Annotated in this window: 10 protein-coding genes and 1 pseudogene; 8 read left to right on the top strand and 3 right to left on the bottom strand. The window is 48.2% G+C overall.

From position 1 onward, the window contains the following. The first annotated feature begins 77 nt into the window (after positions 1-77). Positions 78-2,405: a TonB-dependent receptor gene (locus PRUB_RS05660; RefSeq protein WP_010386923.1), complete on the top strand. Its 2,328-nt coding sequence runs from the start codon at positions 78-80 to the stop codon at positions 2,403-2,405. 50 nt (positions 2,406-2,455) lie between these two features. Here the strand turns inward: PRUB_RS05660 and PRUB_RS05655 are convergent, their stop codons facing one another. Further along, on the bottom strand, positions 2,456-2,809 hold the full coding sequence (locus tag PRUB_RS05655; protein WP_010386924.1) for a GFA family protein: 354 nt from the start codon (positions 2,807-2,809) through the stop codon (positions 2,456-2,458). A gap of 136 nt (positions 2,810-2,945) precedes the next feature. Here PRUB_RS05655 and PRUB_RS05650 point away from each other — a divergent pair, with 136 nt between their 5' ends. The 7 genes from PRUB_RS05650 to PRUB_RS05620 all read left to right on the top strand — a co-directional run bounded on the left by PRUB_RS05650 (position 2,946) and on the right by PRUB_RS05620 (position 15,565). Next, positions 2,946-3,563, top strand: coding sequence for a response regulator (locus PRUB_RS05650; protein WP_010386925.1), 618 nt, complete (start codon positions 2,946-2,948; stop codon positions 3,561-3,563). Between the two features lie 365 nt (positions 3,564-3,928). Continuing rightward, positions 3,929-6,019, top strand: a complete 2,091-nt coding sequence (locus PRUB_RS05645) for a dockerin type I domain-containing protein (protein ID WP_010386927.1) — start codon at positions 3,929-3,931, stop codon at positions 6,017-6,019. A gap of 166 nt (positions 6,020-6,185) precedes the next feature. Then, positions 6,186-8,285, top strand: coding sequence for a dockerin type I domain-containing protein (locus PRUB_RS26405; RefSeq protein ID WP_242065217.1), 2,100 nt, complete (start codon positions 6,186-6,188; stop codon positions 8,283-8,285). Between the two features lie 142 nt (positions 8,286-8,427). Then, positions 8,428-11,748, top strand: a complete 3,321-nt coding sequence (locus tag PRUB_RS05635) for a dockerin type I domain-containing protein (RefSeq protein WP_198452316.1) — start codon at positions 8,428-8,430, stop codon at positions 11,746-11,748. Positions 11,749-11,810: 62 nt separating this feature from the next. Continuing rightward, entirely contained in the window at positions 11,811-12,470 is a 660-nt protein-coding gene (locus PRUB_RS05630; protein ID WP_010384213.1) for a cohesin domain-containing protein, read from the top strand. A gap of 293 nt (positions 12,471-12,763) precedes the next feature. Beyond that, positions 12,764-14,863: a hypothetical protein gene (locus PRUB_RS05625; protein ID WP_010384212.1), complete on the top strand. Its 2,100-nt coding sequence runs from the start codon at positions 12,764-12,766 to the stop codon at positions 14,861-14,863. Positions 14,864-14,920: 57 nt separating this feature from the next. After that, positions 14,921-15,565, top strand: coding sequence for a cohesin domain-containing protein (locus PRUB_RS05620; protein ID WP_162144658.1), 645 nt, complete (start codon positions 14,921-14,923; stop codon positions 15,563-15,565). Positions 15,566-15,593: 28 nt separating this feature from the next. Here PRUB_RS05620 and PRUB_RS05615 read toward each other — a convergent pair whose 3' ends face one another. After that, entirely contained in the window at positions 15,594-15,857 is a 264-nt protein-coding gene (locus PRUB_RS05615) for a TIGR03643 family protein (protein WP_021032905.1), read from the bottom strand. Positions 15,858-17,719: 1,862 nt separating this feature from the next. Continuing rightward, positions 17,720-18,106, bottom strand: a pseudogene (locus tag PRUB_RS05610) (alanine:cation symporter family protein); the annotation flags it as partial. Positions 18,107-19,535: the final 1,429 nt, after the last annotated feature.

Here is a 19,535-nt window from a genome sequence, read left to right as displayed (position 1 = left end):
TTGTATTTTTAGAATAATCCAGTATTATGCCCGGGAAAAATTATTTATAACTCTCTTACTCTCTGGAAGCGTGACGTATGAAACTGAATATTTTGGCTAAATCTGTCGGATTAGCGCTGATCTCTGCTGCTACGGCATCAACTTCAGCCATTGCAGATGAAGCAAAAGAACTGGATGTTATCGTAGTACAAGGTCAGAAAATTGACCGTACTTTGCAGGAAACCCCAAGCAGTGTTGCGGTTGTTACCAGCAAAGATATGGAACAGAATAATTTGCAGAATATCAATGATGTATTTGCAATGATGCCGAATGTCGCCGGTGACTTTAACCAGGGTTTCAGTATTCGTGGCGTCGATTCATTCTCAGTTTCCGGTGGGGGTAATAGCTTCTTAACCAGTATGTACCTGGATGGTGCACCATTGCCATTTCGCATGGTAAAAAGCGGCGGTTTGTCTGTCTGGGATCTGGCACAGGTTGAAGTGTTCCGTGGCCCGCAATCTACTCTGCAAGGGCGCAACGCGCTGGCAGGTGCCATCATGATGCGTTCACAAGACCCAACTTATGAGCCAAGTGCAAAGCTAAAAGCAACAGTGGGTCAACATGGCCAGCAAGAGTATGCTTTTGCCGGTGGCATGGGTCTGGTAGAAGACATGCTGGCATTCAGAATCAGCTACGAAGACAAACAAACCGATGGTGACATAGACAACATCACCCGGGGTGACACCGCCAATTTTGAAAACAGCGAAACACTGCGTGCCAAACTGTTATTTGAGCCAAACGATGATGTGGATGTGCTGTTTACTTACACCAACAATGACAACCGCTATGGTGCGCAGTTTGCCATGTATGACTTTGGTGGCACACCATTTGACCGTCAGGTTAATTATAATTCACCTATCTGGGAAGAAACCAAAACCGATATTTATAACCTGGAAGCAAGCTGGGACCTCAACGAGACAACGTCGCTACACTCAGTCACAACCTATAACGAGTCTGACTATCGCTACAACTGGGATGGCGATATGCTGCCGACCCAGCTGGTAAAAGACAACTATGACCACCGTATCGATGAAACCTTCAGTCAGGAATTCAGAGTGACCTATGAATCTGATGCAGTTCAGGCTGCATTTGGTATTTATGCGTCACAAGTTGACGTAGATGATAAAGCACAAGGTCAGCGTCTGATGACCCTGGAGCAAGCGGTCAGAGCACCTGATCTGGTTACCGCGGTAACAGGCCTGCTAATGCAACAAGGGCTGCCTGCTGAGATGGCAGCACAAACAGCAGCAGCGGTTGCGCCATTCTACCCAGATATTGACCCAATTAATCTTGAACTCAATTATGGCCTGACTCAGAAGATCAAAACGGCCGCGATTTATGGCGACCTGACCTGGTCTATCACAGACCAAATTGACCTGTTGGCCGGACTGCGCTACGACACTGAAGAGCAAACCAATAGTGCCAACAATGCATACAAGATCAATAACCCAATGCCAGATCCAGCTCAGGTTCCGGCACAAATTGCACCGGTTATTAGTGGCATCAATGCCTATCTGCACGGCTTTGCAGAAGCCGCTTCTGGTGTAGAGCCAGCAACCAAAGAAGACTTCAGCGCTTGGTTGCCAAAACTGGGCGCGACGTATCACTTTAACCAGGATATGTCGACCAGCTTCATCTACCAAAAAGGCTATCGCTCTGGCGGTGTCGGATTTAACGTCGCACGCTCAAATATTTTCAGCTACGACCCGGAATACACCAACAACTATGAGCTGTCTTTACGCTCTGTGTGGCTGGATGGCAAACTGGTAGTCAATGCCAATGCTTTCTTACTGAAATGGCAAGATCAGCAGGTAATCAAGCGTTATTCTTCATCACCGTATGACACAGAAACCATCAATGCCGCAGAATCAGAAGTGAAAGGGTTAGAGACTGAAGTCTTCTACTACCCTAGTAACAATTGGTCTGTGACTGCAGGTGTGGGACTGGCAAAATCTGAATTCACTGATTTCGGCCACCTGACTGGGCGCGCATTTGAAGATGCGCCTGAGCTCACGGCGAACCTGGCGACTAATTACGCCTTTGACAACGGCTTCTATGTGAATGTCAACGCGAAGTACACCGACTCGAGCACGGCATATCTGGATCCAGCTGCTTCCCTAACAGCAGAAAAGTATGCAATTAATTCAGATCCAATCAATGATCAACATACGATTGTGAATGCGCAGCTGGGCTACAACTGGGATAACTACATCGTGCGCCTGGATGTGAGAAACCTGTTCGATAAAGAATATGTCAGCACCTACTTTAAAGATGCCGATAATCAGGGTAACCCGTTTACCAGCTACGGCCAGATGTACCTTGGTAAATCTCGTCAGGTATCATTAACGCTTCAGGTGGATTTCTAAGCCGTTACAAGCCCCCTTCCATTAAAAAGCCGCCATCGGGCGGCTTTTTATTACAACTGATTTTTGCCATCAAATTCCGTAATCGAAAGCAAACGCGGGTCCAGTCCCTCTACGCAACCTAAGTTCACTCGATAAGCGCCCGGTTCATAAGTTGTGTCGTGAAATGGGTAGATCCCACACACCTTGCAAAAGTAATGATTCACATCACAATCGCCCCAATGGTAAGTACTTAACTGTGCTTTACCTGATAACAGTGAAAACGCTTCTGATGAGAAGCTTTGCTTCGACATAATGGCGTTTTTTCTGATACACACAGAGCAATTGCATTGTAGTGCCTCTGTGATCTGCTCACTTTCAAACTCAAATCGCACCGCTTTACAGTGGCAGCTTCCCATATATTTCATTGTTCTTCCTTATATAATCCATTTACACTGTATATAAACACAGTCAAAAGGGAAAGGGAAAATTGATCTGTGTGTTACAATCAACATAAAAAACTTTAATTCCCTTAGCTATCATAAAGTTAAAACATGGATGTGTATGAAAATCATTGTTGCCGATGACCACCATATTGTCAGGCAGGGACTGCTTGCTCTTATTCAAAAAGCACAAATTGGCACCATCATCGCCGATACCGATTCAGGCGAACAAGCATGGTCTCTGATCCGCTTACATGAACCTGACATTGCCATTTTGGATATCTCCATAGGCAACATAAGCGGGCTGAGTATCTGTCACCGCATCCAATCGCATGAACTGAAAACACGGGTGATTTTCCTCACAGTGCATAAAGATATCAAGACGATTGACCATGCTCTGGAGGCAGGCGCATCGGGTTACTTGCTCAAAAATGATACCTTTGCCACTTTGGTTGATGCCATGCAGGCCGTATACCTTGGCAAGCGTTACATCAGCCCCGCCAACAAAAAACAGCTACATCACTATCGCACCAACAAACCTGATTTTGAGATCACACTCAGAGAAAAAGAGGTTATTGGCTATGTCGCTCAGGGGATGACGAATAAACAAATTGGAGACACCTTGTGTATTTCGGCCAAAACGGTAGATGCACATCGCACCCGGGTAATGAAAAAGCTCGGATTCAATAAATCAGCCCAGTTAGTACGTTTCGCAATTAAGGAAGGCATTTGCTTTTGATCTCACCTCAAAAGTACCCGAATAAGGTAAACACCCTATACCCTTTTGGCGACCTCCTCATTAAGATAAGCCCGCGTAAACAAAGAGTTGAAGGATCCTCAACGATTTCAAAATGATTAAGGACAACAAAATAACTATATGATGACGGCTCACCTTCACCACGATGGCACCATCACCCAGCAGGATGCGAGCTTTGGCAAGCAAAGACGACAAAGCCTGGGGGTGCAAACACCCTCCCATAATTTAATAGGACCTGACACTTTTGCCAATACAACTCTGGATTAGATCCGCTAGAGGTGTTGGTAACTTGTTCAGGCATTTAATAATGCAAATCCAGTAATACCCGTATATTCAAGGACTAGACAATGAAACTAATCTCCGAAATTATCGGTGCAAATCAATTCGCCCAAACCAAACTGGCCAGTTCAGGTAAGCGCCTGTCACGTATCGCGTTGGCAATCGCTCTGTGCAGCTTACCTTCACTAAGTCACGCAGCTTCGCCACTTAAAGTAGGTAGCGAATTTTTAGTTAATACACATACCCCTGAGGAGCAAAGTTCCCCTTCAGCAGGCCGCCTCAATGACGGACACTTCTTGATCGCATGGGAAAGTCAAAAACAGGACGGCAGTGAAAGTGGTATTTATGCACAACGTTACGATGCGTCGGGCAGCCCTCTAGGGTCTGAATTTCGCGTCAATAGTATGACCAGCGGATTCCAAATGGGACCTCAGGTTGCGACGCTTCATGATGGGAGCTTTGTAGTCGCTTGGGAAACAAACGGAGCCGATGGAACAGGGATCGCTGCGCAACATTTCAATGCTGATGGCACCCGTGCCGGCGGAGAAATAACACTGTATAAAAACGCTACTCGAATAGTTAGCAGTATGTCCATTTCCACTCTGGCGAACGGAGGATATCTCATCGGATGGGTTGAATTTTCCTCGAATTATTCAAGTTCAGAGGCATTTGTTCGCACCTTTAATAACCGTGGCGTAGTGCAAACACCTCAACTCATAAGGAAGTCGGGAGCACGTCTACCCAGCATTGTAGAAACCAGTGACAATGGTTTTTTTATGATTGCATCGTCCAAAAGCGACGGTCGTCTTATAGGTCAACGATATGATGTCAACGGCAACATCAAAGGCTCGGAATTTTATATCAGTACAACAAGTGATTTTAAAGACTACGATTACTCGTTAAGCCGACTAAGCAACGGCGAATTCGTCGCAGTTTGGACCAACTCAGGTCGAGATGGTGATGGTAGTGGCGTATATGCAAGGCATTTTGATACTAATGGTGTTGCAAAAGGGCCTGATTTCTTGGTCAATACAGTTACGCGTGGCCAACAAAATAAGCCTACTATCAAAGCACTTGATAACGGTGGCTACCTGGTTAGTTGGTATGAAGATAGCACCCAGCGTGGTATTTCTGTGCAAGCATTTAACAACGATGGTAGCCGCAATGGGGAAGTCTTTTTAGCCAACACAAGCACTGATGGAACCCCATATGACCCAACTATCAGCACCATCAATGACAGTGAATTTGTTATTAGCTGGGCGAGACAGTCGACCGCAAAAGACACCAATGTTTACGCACAAAGATTCCAGCTTGAAGCCGTTCAGGCTAACACAATGACAATTACGCTGCCGCAAACCTCTGTGTTAGAAGGTGACGTGGTCACGCTACCCCTGCAAATATCTGGTGCTGACATTTACGGCCTCGATGCCATCGTCAGTCTCAGCGACACCACCAAAGCCCGCGTCTCGGGCGGGGAATATGGCGAGTTCCTGCCCTCCGATGAGCGTCTATCCGTACCTATGGGTATCAATGACAATCAATGGGATGGTGCACTGGCGCTGATGGCCCCCGCCACCGCCAAATCGGGCGAAGGTAACTTTGCCACTGTCACCCTGATTGCCGAGCAAGCCGGTACGGTGAACCTCACCGTGCAAGCGCAAATGACCGACCAGCAAGGTAACTACCTGAACCAGAGCAATACCGACTATACATTGTCCATCGAAGAGTCTGTGACTTTGACCGGCAATGTTGCCAACTTAGGCATTGCTGGTGACTTTATTTACGTCACCCTCTTTATCAACGGACAGCGTGTCACCATTAACCCGGATGGCAGTTTCTCCATGCGCGTTGGCCTGGGCGAGGTCACTATGTCCTTAACGGCTCCCGGCCATCTTACGGCCGAGAAGCAAATCACACTGGCTACGGGTCAGGCTGACATCGACTTCGGTCAGATTAACCTCATCGGCGGTGACAGCAATGGCGATAACCTCATCGACATTGCCGACCTGACTCAGCTACTGGGTGCCTATCGCTCTGTCGATGGCCAACAAAACGGTTATGTGATGGCTGCTGACTTTAACCGTGACGGTGCCATTAATCTGCAGGATTTAACCCTGCTGGGTGCCAACTTTGGTAAACAAGGTCCACAAAGCTGGTAACAACCAGGGGGGATATATGACATTCCCCCCTGATTTTAAAAGCCAGGCAGAGAACGCTACACAAATAGGGGAAATACCCTATTTATATCCGCAATGGGTGTTTGTAACTTGTACAGGCATTTAATAATGCAAATCTAACAATACCCATATACTCAAGGACTAGACAATGAAAGTAATCTCCGAAGCTATCGGTGCAAAGCAATTTGCCCGAAACAAGCGGGTTAGATCAGGCAAGCGCCTGTCACGTATCGCGCTGGCAATCGTTCTGTGTAGTTTACCGGCTCTGAGCCACGCAGGTACGCCACTTAAAGTAGATAGCGAATTTTTAGTTAATACACATATCTCAGAACGCCAAATTTCTCCTTCAGTCGGTCGTCTCAATGACGGACATTTCTTGATCGTGTGGCAAAGTAACAAACAGGACGGCAGTGGAGATGGCATTTATGCACAACGCTATGATGCGTCGGGCAGCGCAGTCGACTCTGAATTTCTCGTTAACAGCAATACCAGTGGCTCCCAGATGCGACCTGAGGTTGCCACCCTTCTTGATGGAAGCTTTGTAGTAGTTTGGGAAACAAGCGGAACCGGTGGAGCAGAGATTGCTGCACAGCGCTTCAATGCTGACGGCACCCGTGCCGGGGGTGAAGTAACATTACATACCAGCACCGCTCAATCAGTCTCTGGTGTGTCCATTTCCCCGTTGGCAACCGGTGGATATCTCGTCGGCTGGTCTGAATACTCATCAGCTGATTCAGATTCATATTCCTTTGCGAGCGTATTTAACAGCAGTGGCGTACTACAAATATCTCAACCCATGCAGAAGTCGGGCGCCTCTTTCCCTGCCATTGCACAAACCAATGACAATGGATTTTTGATGGTCGCAAAGTCCACGCGCAACAATCGCATTATTGGCCAACAGTTTGATGCCAACGGAGACATCAAAGGCGCAGAGTTTTTCGTCAGTACAGCGAGTGGTTTTCCTGAGGGCTCCCCCTCTGTTAACCAGTTAAGCAATGGCGAATTCGTCGTTGTTTGGTCCAGCCTGGATAGAGATGGTCATGCTTCCGGGGTATATGCAAGACATTTTAATTCAAACGCCGTTGCGAAAGGCGCTGACTTTTTGGTCAATACACATACGCAAGATGACCAGACAAGCGCCACCAGCACAGCGCTTGATAACGGCGGCTATCTGATTAGCTGGCAAAGTTGGCAACAAGACGGCAGCCAGGATGGTATTTACGTACAAGCCTTTAACAACGATGGTAGCCGTAATGGGGAAGAGTTTTTAGCCAATACAACCACTGATGACACCCAATTTTTGCCTGCGATTAACGCCGTCAGTGACAATGATTTTGTTGTTAGCTGGACGAGCCTGGTCAACTCAAATGATTACAACATTTATGCGCAACGATTCCAGCTTGAAGCCGTTCAGGCTAATATAATGACAATCACGCCGCCACAAACCACAGTGTTAGAAGGTGACGTGGTCACGCTGCCCCTGCAAGTATCTGGTGCTGACATTTACGGCCTCGATGCCATCGTCAGTCTCAGCGACACCACCAAAGCCCGCGTCTCCGGTGGGGAGTATGGCGAGTTCCTGCCCTCCGATGAGCGTCTATCCGTGCCCATGGGTATCAATGACAATCAATGGGATGGTGCACTGGCCCTGATGGCCCCGGCCACCGCCAAATCGGGCGAAGGTAACTTTGCCACTGTCACCCTGATTGCCGAGCAAGCCGGTACGGTGAACCTCACCTTGCAAGCGCAAATGACCGACCAACAGGGCAATTACCTGAACCAAAGCAATACCGACTATGCGTTTACCATCGAAGAGTCCGTGACTTTAACCGGCAATGTTGCTGACTTAGGCATTGCTGGCGACTTTGTTTACGTCACCCTCTACATCAATGGACAACGCGTCACCATTAACCCGGATGGCAGTTTCTCCGTGCGTGTCGGTCTGGGCGAGGTCACTATGTCCTTAGCTGCCCCCGGCCACCTCACTGCCGAGAAGCAAATCACACTGGCTGCGGGTCAGGCTGATATCGACTTCGGTCAGATTAACCTCGTCGGCGGTGACAGCAATGGCGATAACCTCATCGACATTGCCGACCTGACCCAGTTACTGGGTGCCTACCGCTCTGTCGATGGCCAACAAAACGGTTATGTGATGGCCGCTGACTTTAACCGTGACGGTGCCATTAACCTGCAGGATTTAACCCTGCTGGGTGCCAACTTTGGTAAACAAGGTCCACAAAGCTGGTAGTGAACAGGGGGGCATTTCCCCCCCTCATAATCTAACAAGCCTGATACAACACACACCCAAATAGGGAATTTGTAATTTATCCAGGCTTTTAAACTAAGTGTACTTTTAATTTTTCATACCCATTATATTCAAGGAACCGATAATGAAAATCGTATCTCAAAAAGCAAAACGGGTTGCCCCAGTCCGCTCACTTACTCTCGGAGCGCGTATTGTTCGAGCGACCTTGCCTGTTTTTTTATGTAGCTTGCCTTTTCTCAGCCAGGCACAAACACCACTTAAAGTTGGCGATGAATTTCAGATCAATACTTATACACAAAGCAGCCAGGTTTCATCACAGTTGAGCAGACTCAATGATGGAAACTTTGTTGCTGTGTGGCAAAGCGCAGGCCAGGACGGCAGCGGCACTGGTATTTACGCTCAGCTGTATGACATGTCAGGGACTCCGAGTGGTATAGAGTTCCGTGTAAATACAACCACCTATGAGTCTCAGTCATCACCGAGCCTCGCCACGCTCAATGATGGCAGCTTCGTCGTTGCATGGATAAACAGTTCAGATGGCGGCCCTGGAGGGGAGACCATTTCTGCACAACGCTTTGACGGAAACGGAACCAAATTAGGCAGTGAAATACGTGTGCAATCTAGCCCCACAGAATTTATTGAGGGTCTGTCAGTCACCCCCTTAAACAATGGTGGCTTTGTAGTGGGCTGGGGCGAAATGCAGTTTGGTTATCGCACCAATGCACAAGTTTACAATGCAGATGGCACTACAGCTGGCTCAAAAATCACCGGTAAATCCGGGTCCCGTGAAGTGCAGGTTATGGGCACTCTGGATGGTGGTTTTATGCTTGTTGCCCTTGATTCCAATCGTTTATTTGGGCAACGCTATCTGGCAAATGGAGAAACAAATGGCGCTGAGTTCTTCATCAGTGAGAGCAGTGCCCATTCACAGTCAGGCGCCACAATCAGTCGATTGAGCAACAATGACCTGCTCGTTGTTTGGGAGAGCTTAGGCGAGGATGGCAGCAGCTTTGGTGTCAGTGCCAGACGATTCAATGCAGATGCAACAGCCAAAGGCGCTGAATTCCGCGTAAACACGCATACTCTTAACGGTCAATTCAACCCTGCCAGTACGCCACTGGACAATGGCGGTTACCTAATTAGCTGGCAAAGCACGGATCAAGACGGCAGCCAGGAAGGCATCTATGCACAGGCTTATAACAGCAATGACAGTCGCGATGGCGATGAGTTCTTGGTCAACACGACGACTGAAAACCGTCAGATCACACCCGCTATCAGTGCAATCAGTAACAACGATTTTGTAGTTAGCTGGAGCGGCAGGCTGGCATCCGGTAGTTTCAACATTTATGCGCAACGATTCCAGCTTGAAGCCGTTCAGGCTAATACAATGACAATAACGCTGCCACAAACCACAGTGTTAGAAGGTGACGTGGTCACGCTGCCCCTGCAAGTATCTGGTGCTGACATTTATGGCCTCGACGCCATCGTCAGTCTCAGCGACACCACCAAAGCCCGCGTCTCCGGCGGGGAGTATGGCGAGTTCCTGCCCTCCGATGAGCGTCTATCCGTGCCCATGGGTATCAATGACAATCAATGGGATGGTGCACTGGCCCTGATGGCCCCGGCCACCGCCAAATCGGGCGAAGGTAACTTTGCCACTGTCACCCTGATTGCCGAGCAAGCCGGTACGGTGAACCTCACCTTACAAGCGCAAATGACCGACCAACAGGGCAATTACCTGAACCAGAGCAATACCGACTATGCGTTTACCATCGGAGAGTCCGTAACTTTGACTGGCAATGTCGCCGACTTAGGCATTGCTGGTGACTTTGTTTACGTCACTCTCTATCAATCAGTCTCTGGTGTGTCCATTTCCCCGTTGGCAACCGGTGGATATCTCGTCGGCTGGTCTGAATACTCATCAGCTGATTCAGATTCATATTCCTTTGCGAGCGTATTTAACAGCAGTGGCGTACTACAAATATCTCAACCCATGCAGAAGTCGGGCGCCTCTTTCCCTGCCATTGCACAAACCAATGACAATGGATTTTTGATGGTCGCAAAGTCCACGCGCAACAATCGCATTATTGGCCAACAGTTTGATGCCAACGGAGACATCAAAGGCGCAGAGTTTTTCGTCAGTACAGCGAGTGGTTTTCCTGAGGGCTCCCCCTCTGTTAACCAGTTAAGCAATGGCGAATTCGTCGTTGTTTGGTCCAGCCTGGATAGAGATGGTCATGCTTCCGGGGTATATGCAAGACATTTTAATTCAAACGCCGTTGCGAAAGGCGCTGACTTTTTGGTCAATACACATACGCAAGATGACCAGACAAGCGCCACCAGCACAGCGCTTGATAACGGCGGCTATCTGATTAGCTGGCAAAGTTGGCAACAAGACGGCAGCCAGGATGGTATTTACGTACAAGCCTTTAACAACGATGGTAGCCGTAATGGGGAAGAGTTTTTAGCCAATACAACCACTGATGACACCCAATTTTTGCCTGCGATTAACGCCGTCAGTGACAATGATTTTGTTGTTAGCTGGACGAGCCTGGTCAACTCAAATGATTACAACATTTATGCGCAACGATTCCAGCTTGAAGCCGTTCAGGCTAATACAATGACAATAACGCTGCCACAAACCACAGTGTTAGAAGGTGACGTGGTCACGCTGCCCCTGCAAGTATCTGGTGCTGACATTTATGGCCTCGACGCCATCGTCAGTCTCAGCGACACCACCAAAGCCCGCGTCTCCGGTGGGGAGTATGGCGAGTTCCTGCCCTCCGATGAGCGTCTATCCGTGCCCATGGGTATCAATGACAATCAATGGGATGGTGCACTGGCCCTGATGGCCCCGGCCACCGCCAAATCGGGCGAAGGTAACTTTGCCACTGTCACCCTGATTGCCGAGCAAGCCGGTACGGTGAACCTCACCTTACAAGCGCAAATGACCGACCAACAGGGCAATTACCTGAACCAGAGCAATACCGACTATGCGTTTACCATCGGAGAGTCCGTAACTTTGACTGGCAATGTCGCCGACTTAGGCATTGCTGGTGACTTTGTTTACGTCACTCTCTATATCAATGGACAACGCGTCACCATTAACCCGGATGGCAGTTTCTCCGTGCGTGTCGGTCTGGGCGAGGTCACTATGTCCTTAGCTGCCCCCGGCCACCTCACTGCCGAGAAGCAAATCACACTGGCTGCGGGTCAGGCTGATATCGACTTCGGTCAGATTAACCTCGTCGGCGGTGACAGCAATGGCGATAACCTCATCGACATTGCCGACCTGACCCAGTTACTGGGTGCCTACCGCTCTGTCGATGGCCAACAAAACGGTTATGTGATGGCCGCTGACTTTAACCGTGACGGTGCCATTAACCTGCAGGATTTAACCCTGCTGGGTGCCAACTTTGGTAAACAAGGCCCACAAAGCTGGTAACAAAAACGACAGGGGTTAGGGTCTTACGCTAACCCCTGTCTTGATTTTCAAGGAACCAAAAAATGAAATATATGCTGTACATTGCCACATTGCTGGCAAGTCTTACCACGTTCGCAGATCAAGGGCGAATTTACCTCGAAACTTCTAACCCGCAAATAAAGACCGGCAGTGAATTTTATGTAGATGTGATGGTGGCAGATCTGCCAGATGTGTACGGCACACAGCTTACCCTGAACTATGACAGTCAATCCATCACCTTCATAGATCAAGACACCAAAACTAAAGGTGCTCAGCTAGAGCATGGTAATTTTCTTAACGCTAAAAATCTGTATGTATTGCGAAATCAAGCAAATACGCAACACGGAACAATACAATATATTGTAAGCCAGGTTGCACCGGCAAAAAGCGCATCCGGAGATGGCCGTCTCGCCAGACTCTATTTTACGGCACCAGATAACGCAGCCAGAAACACTATCTCAATTGAAATCGCAGAGTTTGGCACCCGTAACGGAGAAAAATATACGTACAAAACAGATACGCCTCTGAGCTTGCAGTTCGATAGTGGCTATCAAGTTCAGGCTAGCCCGGGTATTGACATACAGGTCTGGACGATAGGCTTGGCAATGGTACTGTCATTGATTGCGCTGACAGTATTCTTCCTGAGATCCAGGGCATTAAAATTAAAGACGAAAAACATCACTGCACGCCAGGCACTCCAGTAAAATCTTATGCCCCCGCACGGGGGCAGGCTCAAATCGCAGTATTCACGCTCCTCCTCACATTGCCAGGCCTGCGCTGCTTCAGTTTTTCCAATTGTCCGTATGAAAAACTGACTTAATGTGTGTGTTAAAATCGTACTGCCTAGTATGCAAGGTTAAAACACCACCATTTGTACTTATTCAATTTAAATCCCCCCCTCTCTTTTCATTAATTTTATGATCAATTATTCTAGCCGGGTGCATACGAACTGGGTCCAAAAAACGGGCCCAACATAATAATGTAAGGAAATAGTACTATGACACTTTTAAATACCCGCTCAAATACGGCTCGCCCCACTTCATCAATCAAAAAGTTTACTCGCAATGCAGTCATGCTCGGCTTACTGGGTCTGCCGTTACTCAGTAACGCGCAAGCCCCTGTGCAAGTTGGTGACCCGTTTGTCGTCAATGATTGGAAAACTCAAAAACAACGCTTCAACGAGACCGTCGTATTAAAAGACGGCAGTTATGTTGCAATTTGGACAGGCAATGACCCAATGTTTGGACAAGACCCGGTGTTTGCTCAACGCTTTAATGCAGATGGCACACTGGCTGGCGGAGAAACTTATTTGAGCTACTCACCATCGCATCGCCACAACTCTGCTGCTATCAGCCCACTCAATGACGGTGGCTATGCTACAGCCTGGGCGCGTTATAAAGACAATTCAACTGATTTGGTTATCCGCACCTTTGATGCGGACGGCACCCCAAGAATCGACGAATTAGTGATTAAATCTGTCCAGATGGACTTACTTGGCAGTCCGACAGTAACCACACTTAGCAACGGTGAGTTTGTTGTGGCCTGGGCCCATGCCAACCCGATCGCAGCCGATAGCGACATCTATGCACAACGTTTTCTCGCCAATGGTACACCAGCCGGTGATGCATTTATTGTTTCCAATACCGTTGAATATGAACAAAAACTTGTTTCGCTAACCGCATTAAACGACGGCAAATTTATGGCCTCCTGGCATGGTCAAGGAATAGGTGATGACCACGGTGTGTTTATTCGTACATTCGCTGCTGATGGCACACCACTTACTGATGAAACCCTGGTCAATGACAATAGCGACGGCCAGCAACAAACCGCAGCAATCGATACGCTGCCAGATGGTAGCGTTGTCGTGACCTGGGTAAGCTTAACAGCTGACAGCACAGACATTATGGTCAAACGTATGAATGCCAATGGTACTGCGGCTGGACAACAAACTTTGGTAGATCAATCGACAGTTAACCTGTTCACCATCCCTTCTGTAGCTGCTCTGAGCGATGGCCGCTATGTGCTGTCCTGGCAGGGAGAAGACGATATTGCCAGCCCCGCTTATCTATATACCCGAGCGTATAATGCCAACGACACCGCGACCGGCGACAAAGTGGCAATATTGAGTACGCACTATGCTGGTGTGCAAAATCAGGTAATCGCACTCTCTGATAAGGACTATATTGTCCACTGGTCAGATGAAAATGTATTTACTGACATGGACGTATTCGGTCAGCACATGACATTAAGTGGTGGACCGGCAACTGCACTGACACTCGAATTACCGCAAACTACAGTCCTTGAGGGAGATACAATTACCCTGCCAATCACCGTATCAGGCAGCGATATCTATGGTATTGATGCGTCAGTCCGTGTCAGTGCGATGTTTGATATAGCCCGTATCACCAGCGGTGAATATGGCGAGTTTTTACCGTCTGATGAACGCCTGTCAGTGCCCATGGGGATCAGTGACAAGCTTTGGGATGGTGCATTGGCTTTAATGGCCCCTGCCACAGCGAAAACAGGTGAAGGCCAGTTTGCCTCTATCCAGTTACTTGCAGAGCAAGCCGGATCGATCGACCTGGTTGTCAACGCTAAAATGACTGACCAAGAGTCTAACTATTTACTGAACAATGAAACCACTTACTCTTTGACTATCAAAGAATCAGTGACCCTAACTGGAAACGTTGCAAGCCTTGGCGTCACAGGTGACTACAGCAATGTTGTGCTTCGCATCAATGGTCAGCTTGTCACCATTAATCCAGATGGTAGTTTCTCGGTACGCTCACCACTGGGTAACGTAACACTGTCACTAGAAGCGCCAGGATATCTGAGTGCCGAGAAGCAACTCAACTTCTCAGCGGGTCAGGAAGATATCGACTTTGGACAGATTGAGCTCGTCGGCGGAGACAGTAACGGTGATAACCTCATTGATATTGCTGACTTGACGCAACTTCTGGGCGCTTATCGTACTAAAAAATCGGACAATAACGGCTACGTTGCTGATGCCGATTTCAATGGAGACAATGAAATCAACATCCAGGACTTAACCTTAATGGGTGCCAACTTTGGCAAACAAGGGCCGCAAAGCTGGTAATACTCTTAAAAAGACCATAGCAATGCTATGGTCTTTGATGCTTATTGGGACAAAAAAATGATAAAGATTTTGATGTTAACCACCTCACTGCTGCTGAGCTTTGTCACCCAGGCAACTGAAGGAAAGGTATTTCTTGAAACCTCCAATACACAAATCAAGACAGCCAGCGAGTTCTATGTTGATGTGATGGTCAAAGACCTGCCTGAAGTATATGGCGTTCAGCTATCGGTCACCTATGATCCACAGACACTAACACTCATTGACCAAAACCCTAAAACCGCAGGGGCACAACTTGAGCATGGCGATTTTCTGGATACCAAGCGCTTGTACACTTTGCGCAACCAGGCAAACCCCAAACTAAGAGAAGTACAGTATATCGTCAGCCAGGTGGCCCCCGCTGAAAGTGTGTCAGGCGATGGACGACTGGCAAGGCTTTACTTTTCTGCGCCAGCAGGCGCAAGCAACACCGATGTTTCAATCAAGCGTGTTGAATTTGGCACCCGAAATGGTGAAAAGCATCGATATCACGCAAGTAAGCCACTCAACCTGAGTTTCAATGCACAGTACCAGGAACAAGAAAAACCCAGCTCAGATATGCCAGACTGGCTTGTGATGCTATCGGCTTTGCTGCCTGCCAGCATCATTGCCATGCTTTTCTGGCGCAAGATGAAAGCACGAGGAAGAACAGAGCAGAGCGCGTAAACAACACCGCTGAAAATGCGTTAAGTACTCATCTGTGCTTGTACTGCGTCGGACAGTACCCTCTCGATACTGAGGCCGGTCGCAGCTTACTGTGCTTGGTTACTCGTGCACTGACACGCTGACGCCATAACCGAAAACTGGTTGGTTTTAGGTTATGGCGCATCAATCGGATAAGTGCTGGTTCACTTAACCCAAATTGATGTTCAATTGCTTCAAACGGCGTTCTGTCCTCCCAGGCCATCTCGATGACTCGGGATAGGTCATAGCTACTTAACTGTATTGTTTTTCCCACGGCATTTTCTCTTGTTATATTGCTGAGCAATACGCACTACAGAGCACCGCGGTTTAATTAAGCCTGCTTTTTTTGCAATGGCCTTGATTAAGATTCTTGCTCTTTTGCGTCACGGCCAATCAATGTAAGCACTCACCATCAATCAATTTCATATTACCAAAGTGACCAGCGCATGGATCTCTCAAATAGCTCATTTCACCTTGCGTAAAGACAGCGCTAAAGCACGACTTTACACGATGGCTGCGAAGCTTTGCTTCGGTCTTGAATAAGCGACGAGTGGATACACGTCCGTGTGGAGGGCTTCCGGCTTAACCTACTCAGCAGTAGTCAAAATGGCTCATTTCACCTTGCGCAAAGACCAAGCTAAAGCTTGACTTTGCACCACAATTCGCAAAAAAAGAGATACTTAATCTCTGGTACGAGTGGACACACGTCCGTGTGGGGGGCTTCCGGCTGCCAAAGTGACCAGTGCATGGATCTCTAAAATGACTCATTTCACCTTGCGTAAAGACCGCGCTAAAGCACGACTTTACACGATGGCTGCGAAGCTTTGCTTCGGTCTTGAATAAGCGACGAGTGGTCACACGTCCGTGTGGGGGGCTTCCGGCTGCCAAAGTGACCAGTGCATGGATCTCTAAAATGACTCATTTCACCTTGCGTAAAGACCGCGCTAAAGCACGACTTTACACGATGGCTGCGAAGCTTTGCTTCGGTCTTGAATAAGCGACGAGTGGTCACACGTCCGTGTGGGGGGCTTCCGGCTGCCAAAGTGACCAGTGCATGGATCTCTAAAATGACTCATTTCACCTTGCGTAAAGACCGCGCTAAAGCACGACTTTACACGATGGCTGCGAAGCTTTGCTTCGGTCTTGAATAAGCGACGAGTGGTCACACGTCCGTGTGGGGGGCTTCCGGCTGCCAAAGTGACCAGTGCATGGATCTCTAAAATGACTCATTTCACCTTGCGTAAAGACCGCGCTAAAGCACGACTTTACACGATGGCTGCGAAGCTTTGCTTCGGTCTTGAATAAGCGACGAGTGGTCACACGTCCGTGTGGGGGGCTTCCGGCTGCCAAAGTGACCAGTGCATGGATCTCTAAAATGACTCATTTCACCTTGCGTAAAGACCGCGCTAAAGCACGACTTTACACGATGGCTGCGAAGCTTTGCTTCGGTCTTGAATAAGCGACGAGTGGTCACACGTCCGTGTGGGGGGCTTCCGGCTGCCAAAGTGACCAGTGCATGGATCTCTAAAATGACTCATTTCACCTTGCGTAAAGACCGCGCTAAAGCACGACTTTACACGATGGCTGCGAAGCTTTGCTTCGGTCTTGAATAAGCGACGAGTGGATACACGTCCGTGTGGAGGGCTTCCGGCTTAACCTACTCAGCAGTAGTCAAAATGGCTCATTTCACCTTGCGCAAAGACCAAGCTAAAGCTTGACTTTGCACCACAATTCGCAAAAAAAGAGATACTTAATTTCTGGTACGAGTGGACACACGTCCGTGTGGGGGGCTTCCGGCTTAACCTACTCAGCAGTAGTCAAAATGGCTCATTTCACCTTGCGCAAAGACCAAGCTAAAGCTTGACTTTGCACCACAATTCGCAAAAAAAGAGATACTTAATCTCTGGTACGAGTGGACACACGTCCGTGTGGGGGGCTTCCGGCTGCCAAAGTGACCAGTGCATGGATCTCTAAAATGACTCATTTCACCTTGCGTAAAGACCGCGCTAAAGCACGACTTTACACGATGGCTGCGAAGCTTTGCTTCGGTCTTGAATAAGCGACGAGTGGTCACACGTCCGTGTGGGGGGCTTCCGGCTCGACGTCCATGTCTCGCGTTCGCAAAAAAAGAGATACTTAATCTCTTTTTTTGCTCACCCAAACATCTTCGTGGAGGGTGCCTTGATAGTTGACTTTAGTGGGGTCGAAGTGGATTTTTTCGGTCGATTTTTTCTGGCTTTGGTAGTCTTTCGTCAAATTCATGATGGTTGGCGTGAGCTGCACAATCGCGTAGATGTTCACCAGTGTCATCAAACCCAATGCCATGTCAGCAAGGCTCCAGACTTGCTGTAAAGTGGCACTGGCGCCCCACAACACCATCGCCAAATATACGGCGGTGTAACCCAGCCGCCCGGCTTTATTATCGAGTTTGAATAAGTGTAAATTGCTCTCCGCGTAGGCGTAATTGGCCACGACAGAGGTAAAAGCAAATAAAGTAATTGCGGCAGCGATCAGGTAATCACCTATTTCACCAAAGTTCACCTTGCGCAAAGACCAAGCTAAAGCTTGACTTTGCACCACAATTCGCAAAAAAAGAGATACTTAATTTCTGGTACGAGTGGACACACGTCCGTGTGGGGGGCTTCCGGCTTAACCTACTCAGCAGTAGTCAAAATGGCTCATTTCACCTTGCGCAAAGACCAAGCTAAAGCTTGACTTTGCACCACAATTCGCAAAAAAAGAGATACTTAATTTCTGGTACGAGTGGACACACGTCCGTGTGGGGGGCTTCCGGCTTAACCTACTCAGCAGTAGTCAAAATGGCTCATTTCACCTTGCGCAAAGACCAAGCTAAAGCTTGACTTTGCACCACAATTCGCAAAAAAAGAGATACTTAATTTCTGGTACGAGTGGACACACGTCCGTGTGGGGGGCTTCCGGCTTAACCTACTCAGCAGTAGTCAAAATGGCTCATTTCACCTTGCGCAAAGACCAAGCTAAAGCTTGACTTTGCACCACAATTCGCAAAAAAAGAGATACTTAATTTCTGGTACGAGTGGACACACGTCCGTGTGGGGGGCTTCCGGCTTAACCTACTCAGCAGTAGTCAAAATGGCTCATTTCACCTTGCGCAAAGACCAAGCTAAAGCTTGACTTTGCACCACAATTCGCAAAAAAAGAGATACTTAATTTCTGGTACGAGTGGACACACGTCCGTGTGGGGGGCTTCCGGCTTAACCTACTCAGCAGTAGTCAAAATGGCTCATTTCACCTTGCGCAAAGACCAAGCTAAAGCTTGACTTTGCACCACAATTCGCAAAAAAAGAGATACTTAATTTCTGGTACGAGTGGACACACGTCCGTGTGGGGGGCTTCCGGCTTAACCTACTCAGCAGTAGTCAAAATGGCTCATTTCACCTTGCGCAAAGACCAAGCTAAAGCTTGACTTTGCACCACAATTCGCAAAAAAAGAGATACTTAATTTCTGGTACGAGTGGACACACGTCCGTGTGGGGGGCTTCCGGCTTAACCTACTCAGCAGTAGTCAAAATGGCTCATTTCACCTTGCGCAAAGACCAAGCTAAAGCTTGACTTTGCACCACAATTCGCAAAAAAAGAGATACTTAATCTCTGGTACGAGTGGACACACGTCCGTGTGGGGGGCTTCCGGCTTAACCTACTCAGCAGTAGTCAAAATGGCTCATTTCACCTTGCGCAAAGACCAAGCTAAAGCTTGACTTTGCACCACAATTCGCAAAAAAAGAGATACTTAATCTCTGGTACGAGTGGACACACGTCCGTGTGGGGGGCTTCCGGCTTAACCTACTCAGCAGTAGTCAAAATGGCTCATTTCACCTTGCGCAAAGACCAAGCTAAAGCTTGACTTTGCACCACAATTCGCAAAAAAAGAGATACTTAATCTCTGGTACGAGTGGACACACGTCCGTGTGGG

Source organism: Pseudoalteromonas rubra, from assembly GCF_000238295.3.
GTDB lineage: Bacteria > Pseudomonadota > Gammaproteobacteria > Enterobacterales > Alteromonadaceae > Pseudoalteromonas > Pseudoalteromonas rubra.
The sequence above is the reverse complement of the archived record's forward strand: the minus strand, read 5'-3'. Positions and strand labels throughout refer to the sequence as shown.

What these genes read in the sequence shown, in the direction of transcription:
- PRUB_RS05660 (WP_010386923.1), top strand. Translation starts at nt 78, where the DNA reads ATGAAACTGAATATTTTGGCTAAATCTGTCGGATTAGCGCTGATCTCT.
- PRUB_RS05655 (WP_010386924.1), bottom strand. Translation starts at nt 2,809, where the DNA reads ATGAAATATATGGGAAGCTGCCACTGTAAAGCGGTGCGATTTGAGTTT.
- PRUB_RS05650 (WP_010386925.1), top strand. Translation starts at nt 2,946, where the DNA reads ATGAAAATCATTGTTGCCGATGACCACCATATTGTCAGGCAGGGACTG.
- PRUB_RS05645 (WP_010386927.1), top strand. Translation starts at nt 3,929, where the DNA reads ATGAAACTAATCTCCGAAATTATCGGTGCAAATCAATTCGCCCAAACC.
- PRUB_RS26405 (WP_242065217.1), top strand. Translation starts at nt 6,186, where the DNA reads ATGAAAGTAATCTCCGAAGCTATCGGTGCAAAGCAATTTGCCCGAAAC.
- PRUB_RS05635 (WP_198452316.1), top strand. Translation starts at nt 8,428, where the DNA reads ATGAAAATCGTATCTCAAAAAGCAAAACGGGTTGCCCCAGTCCGCTCA.
- PRUB_RS05630 (WP_010384213.1), top strand. Translation starts at nt 11,811, where the DNA reads ATGAAATATATGCTGTACATTGCCACATTGCTGGCAAGTCTTACCACG.
- PRUB_RS05625 (WP_010384212.1), top strand. Translation starts at nt 12,764, where the DNA reads ATGACACTTTTAAATACCCGCTCAAATACGGCTCGCCCCACTTCATCA.
- PRUB_RS05620 (WP_162144658.1), top strand. Translation starts at nt 14,921, where the DNA reads ATGATAAAGATTTTGATGTTAACCACCTCACTGCTGCTGAGCTTTGTC.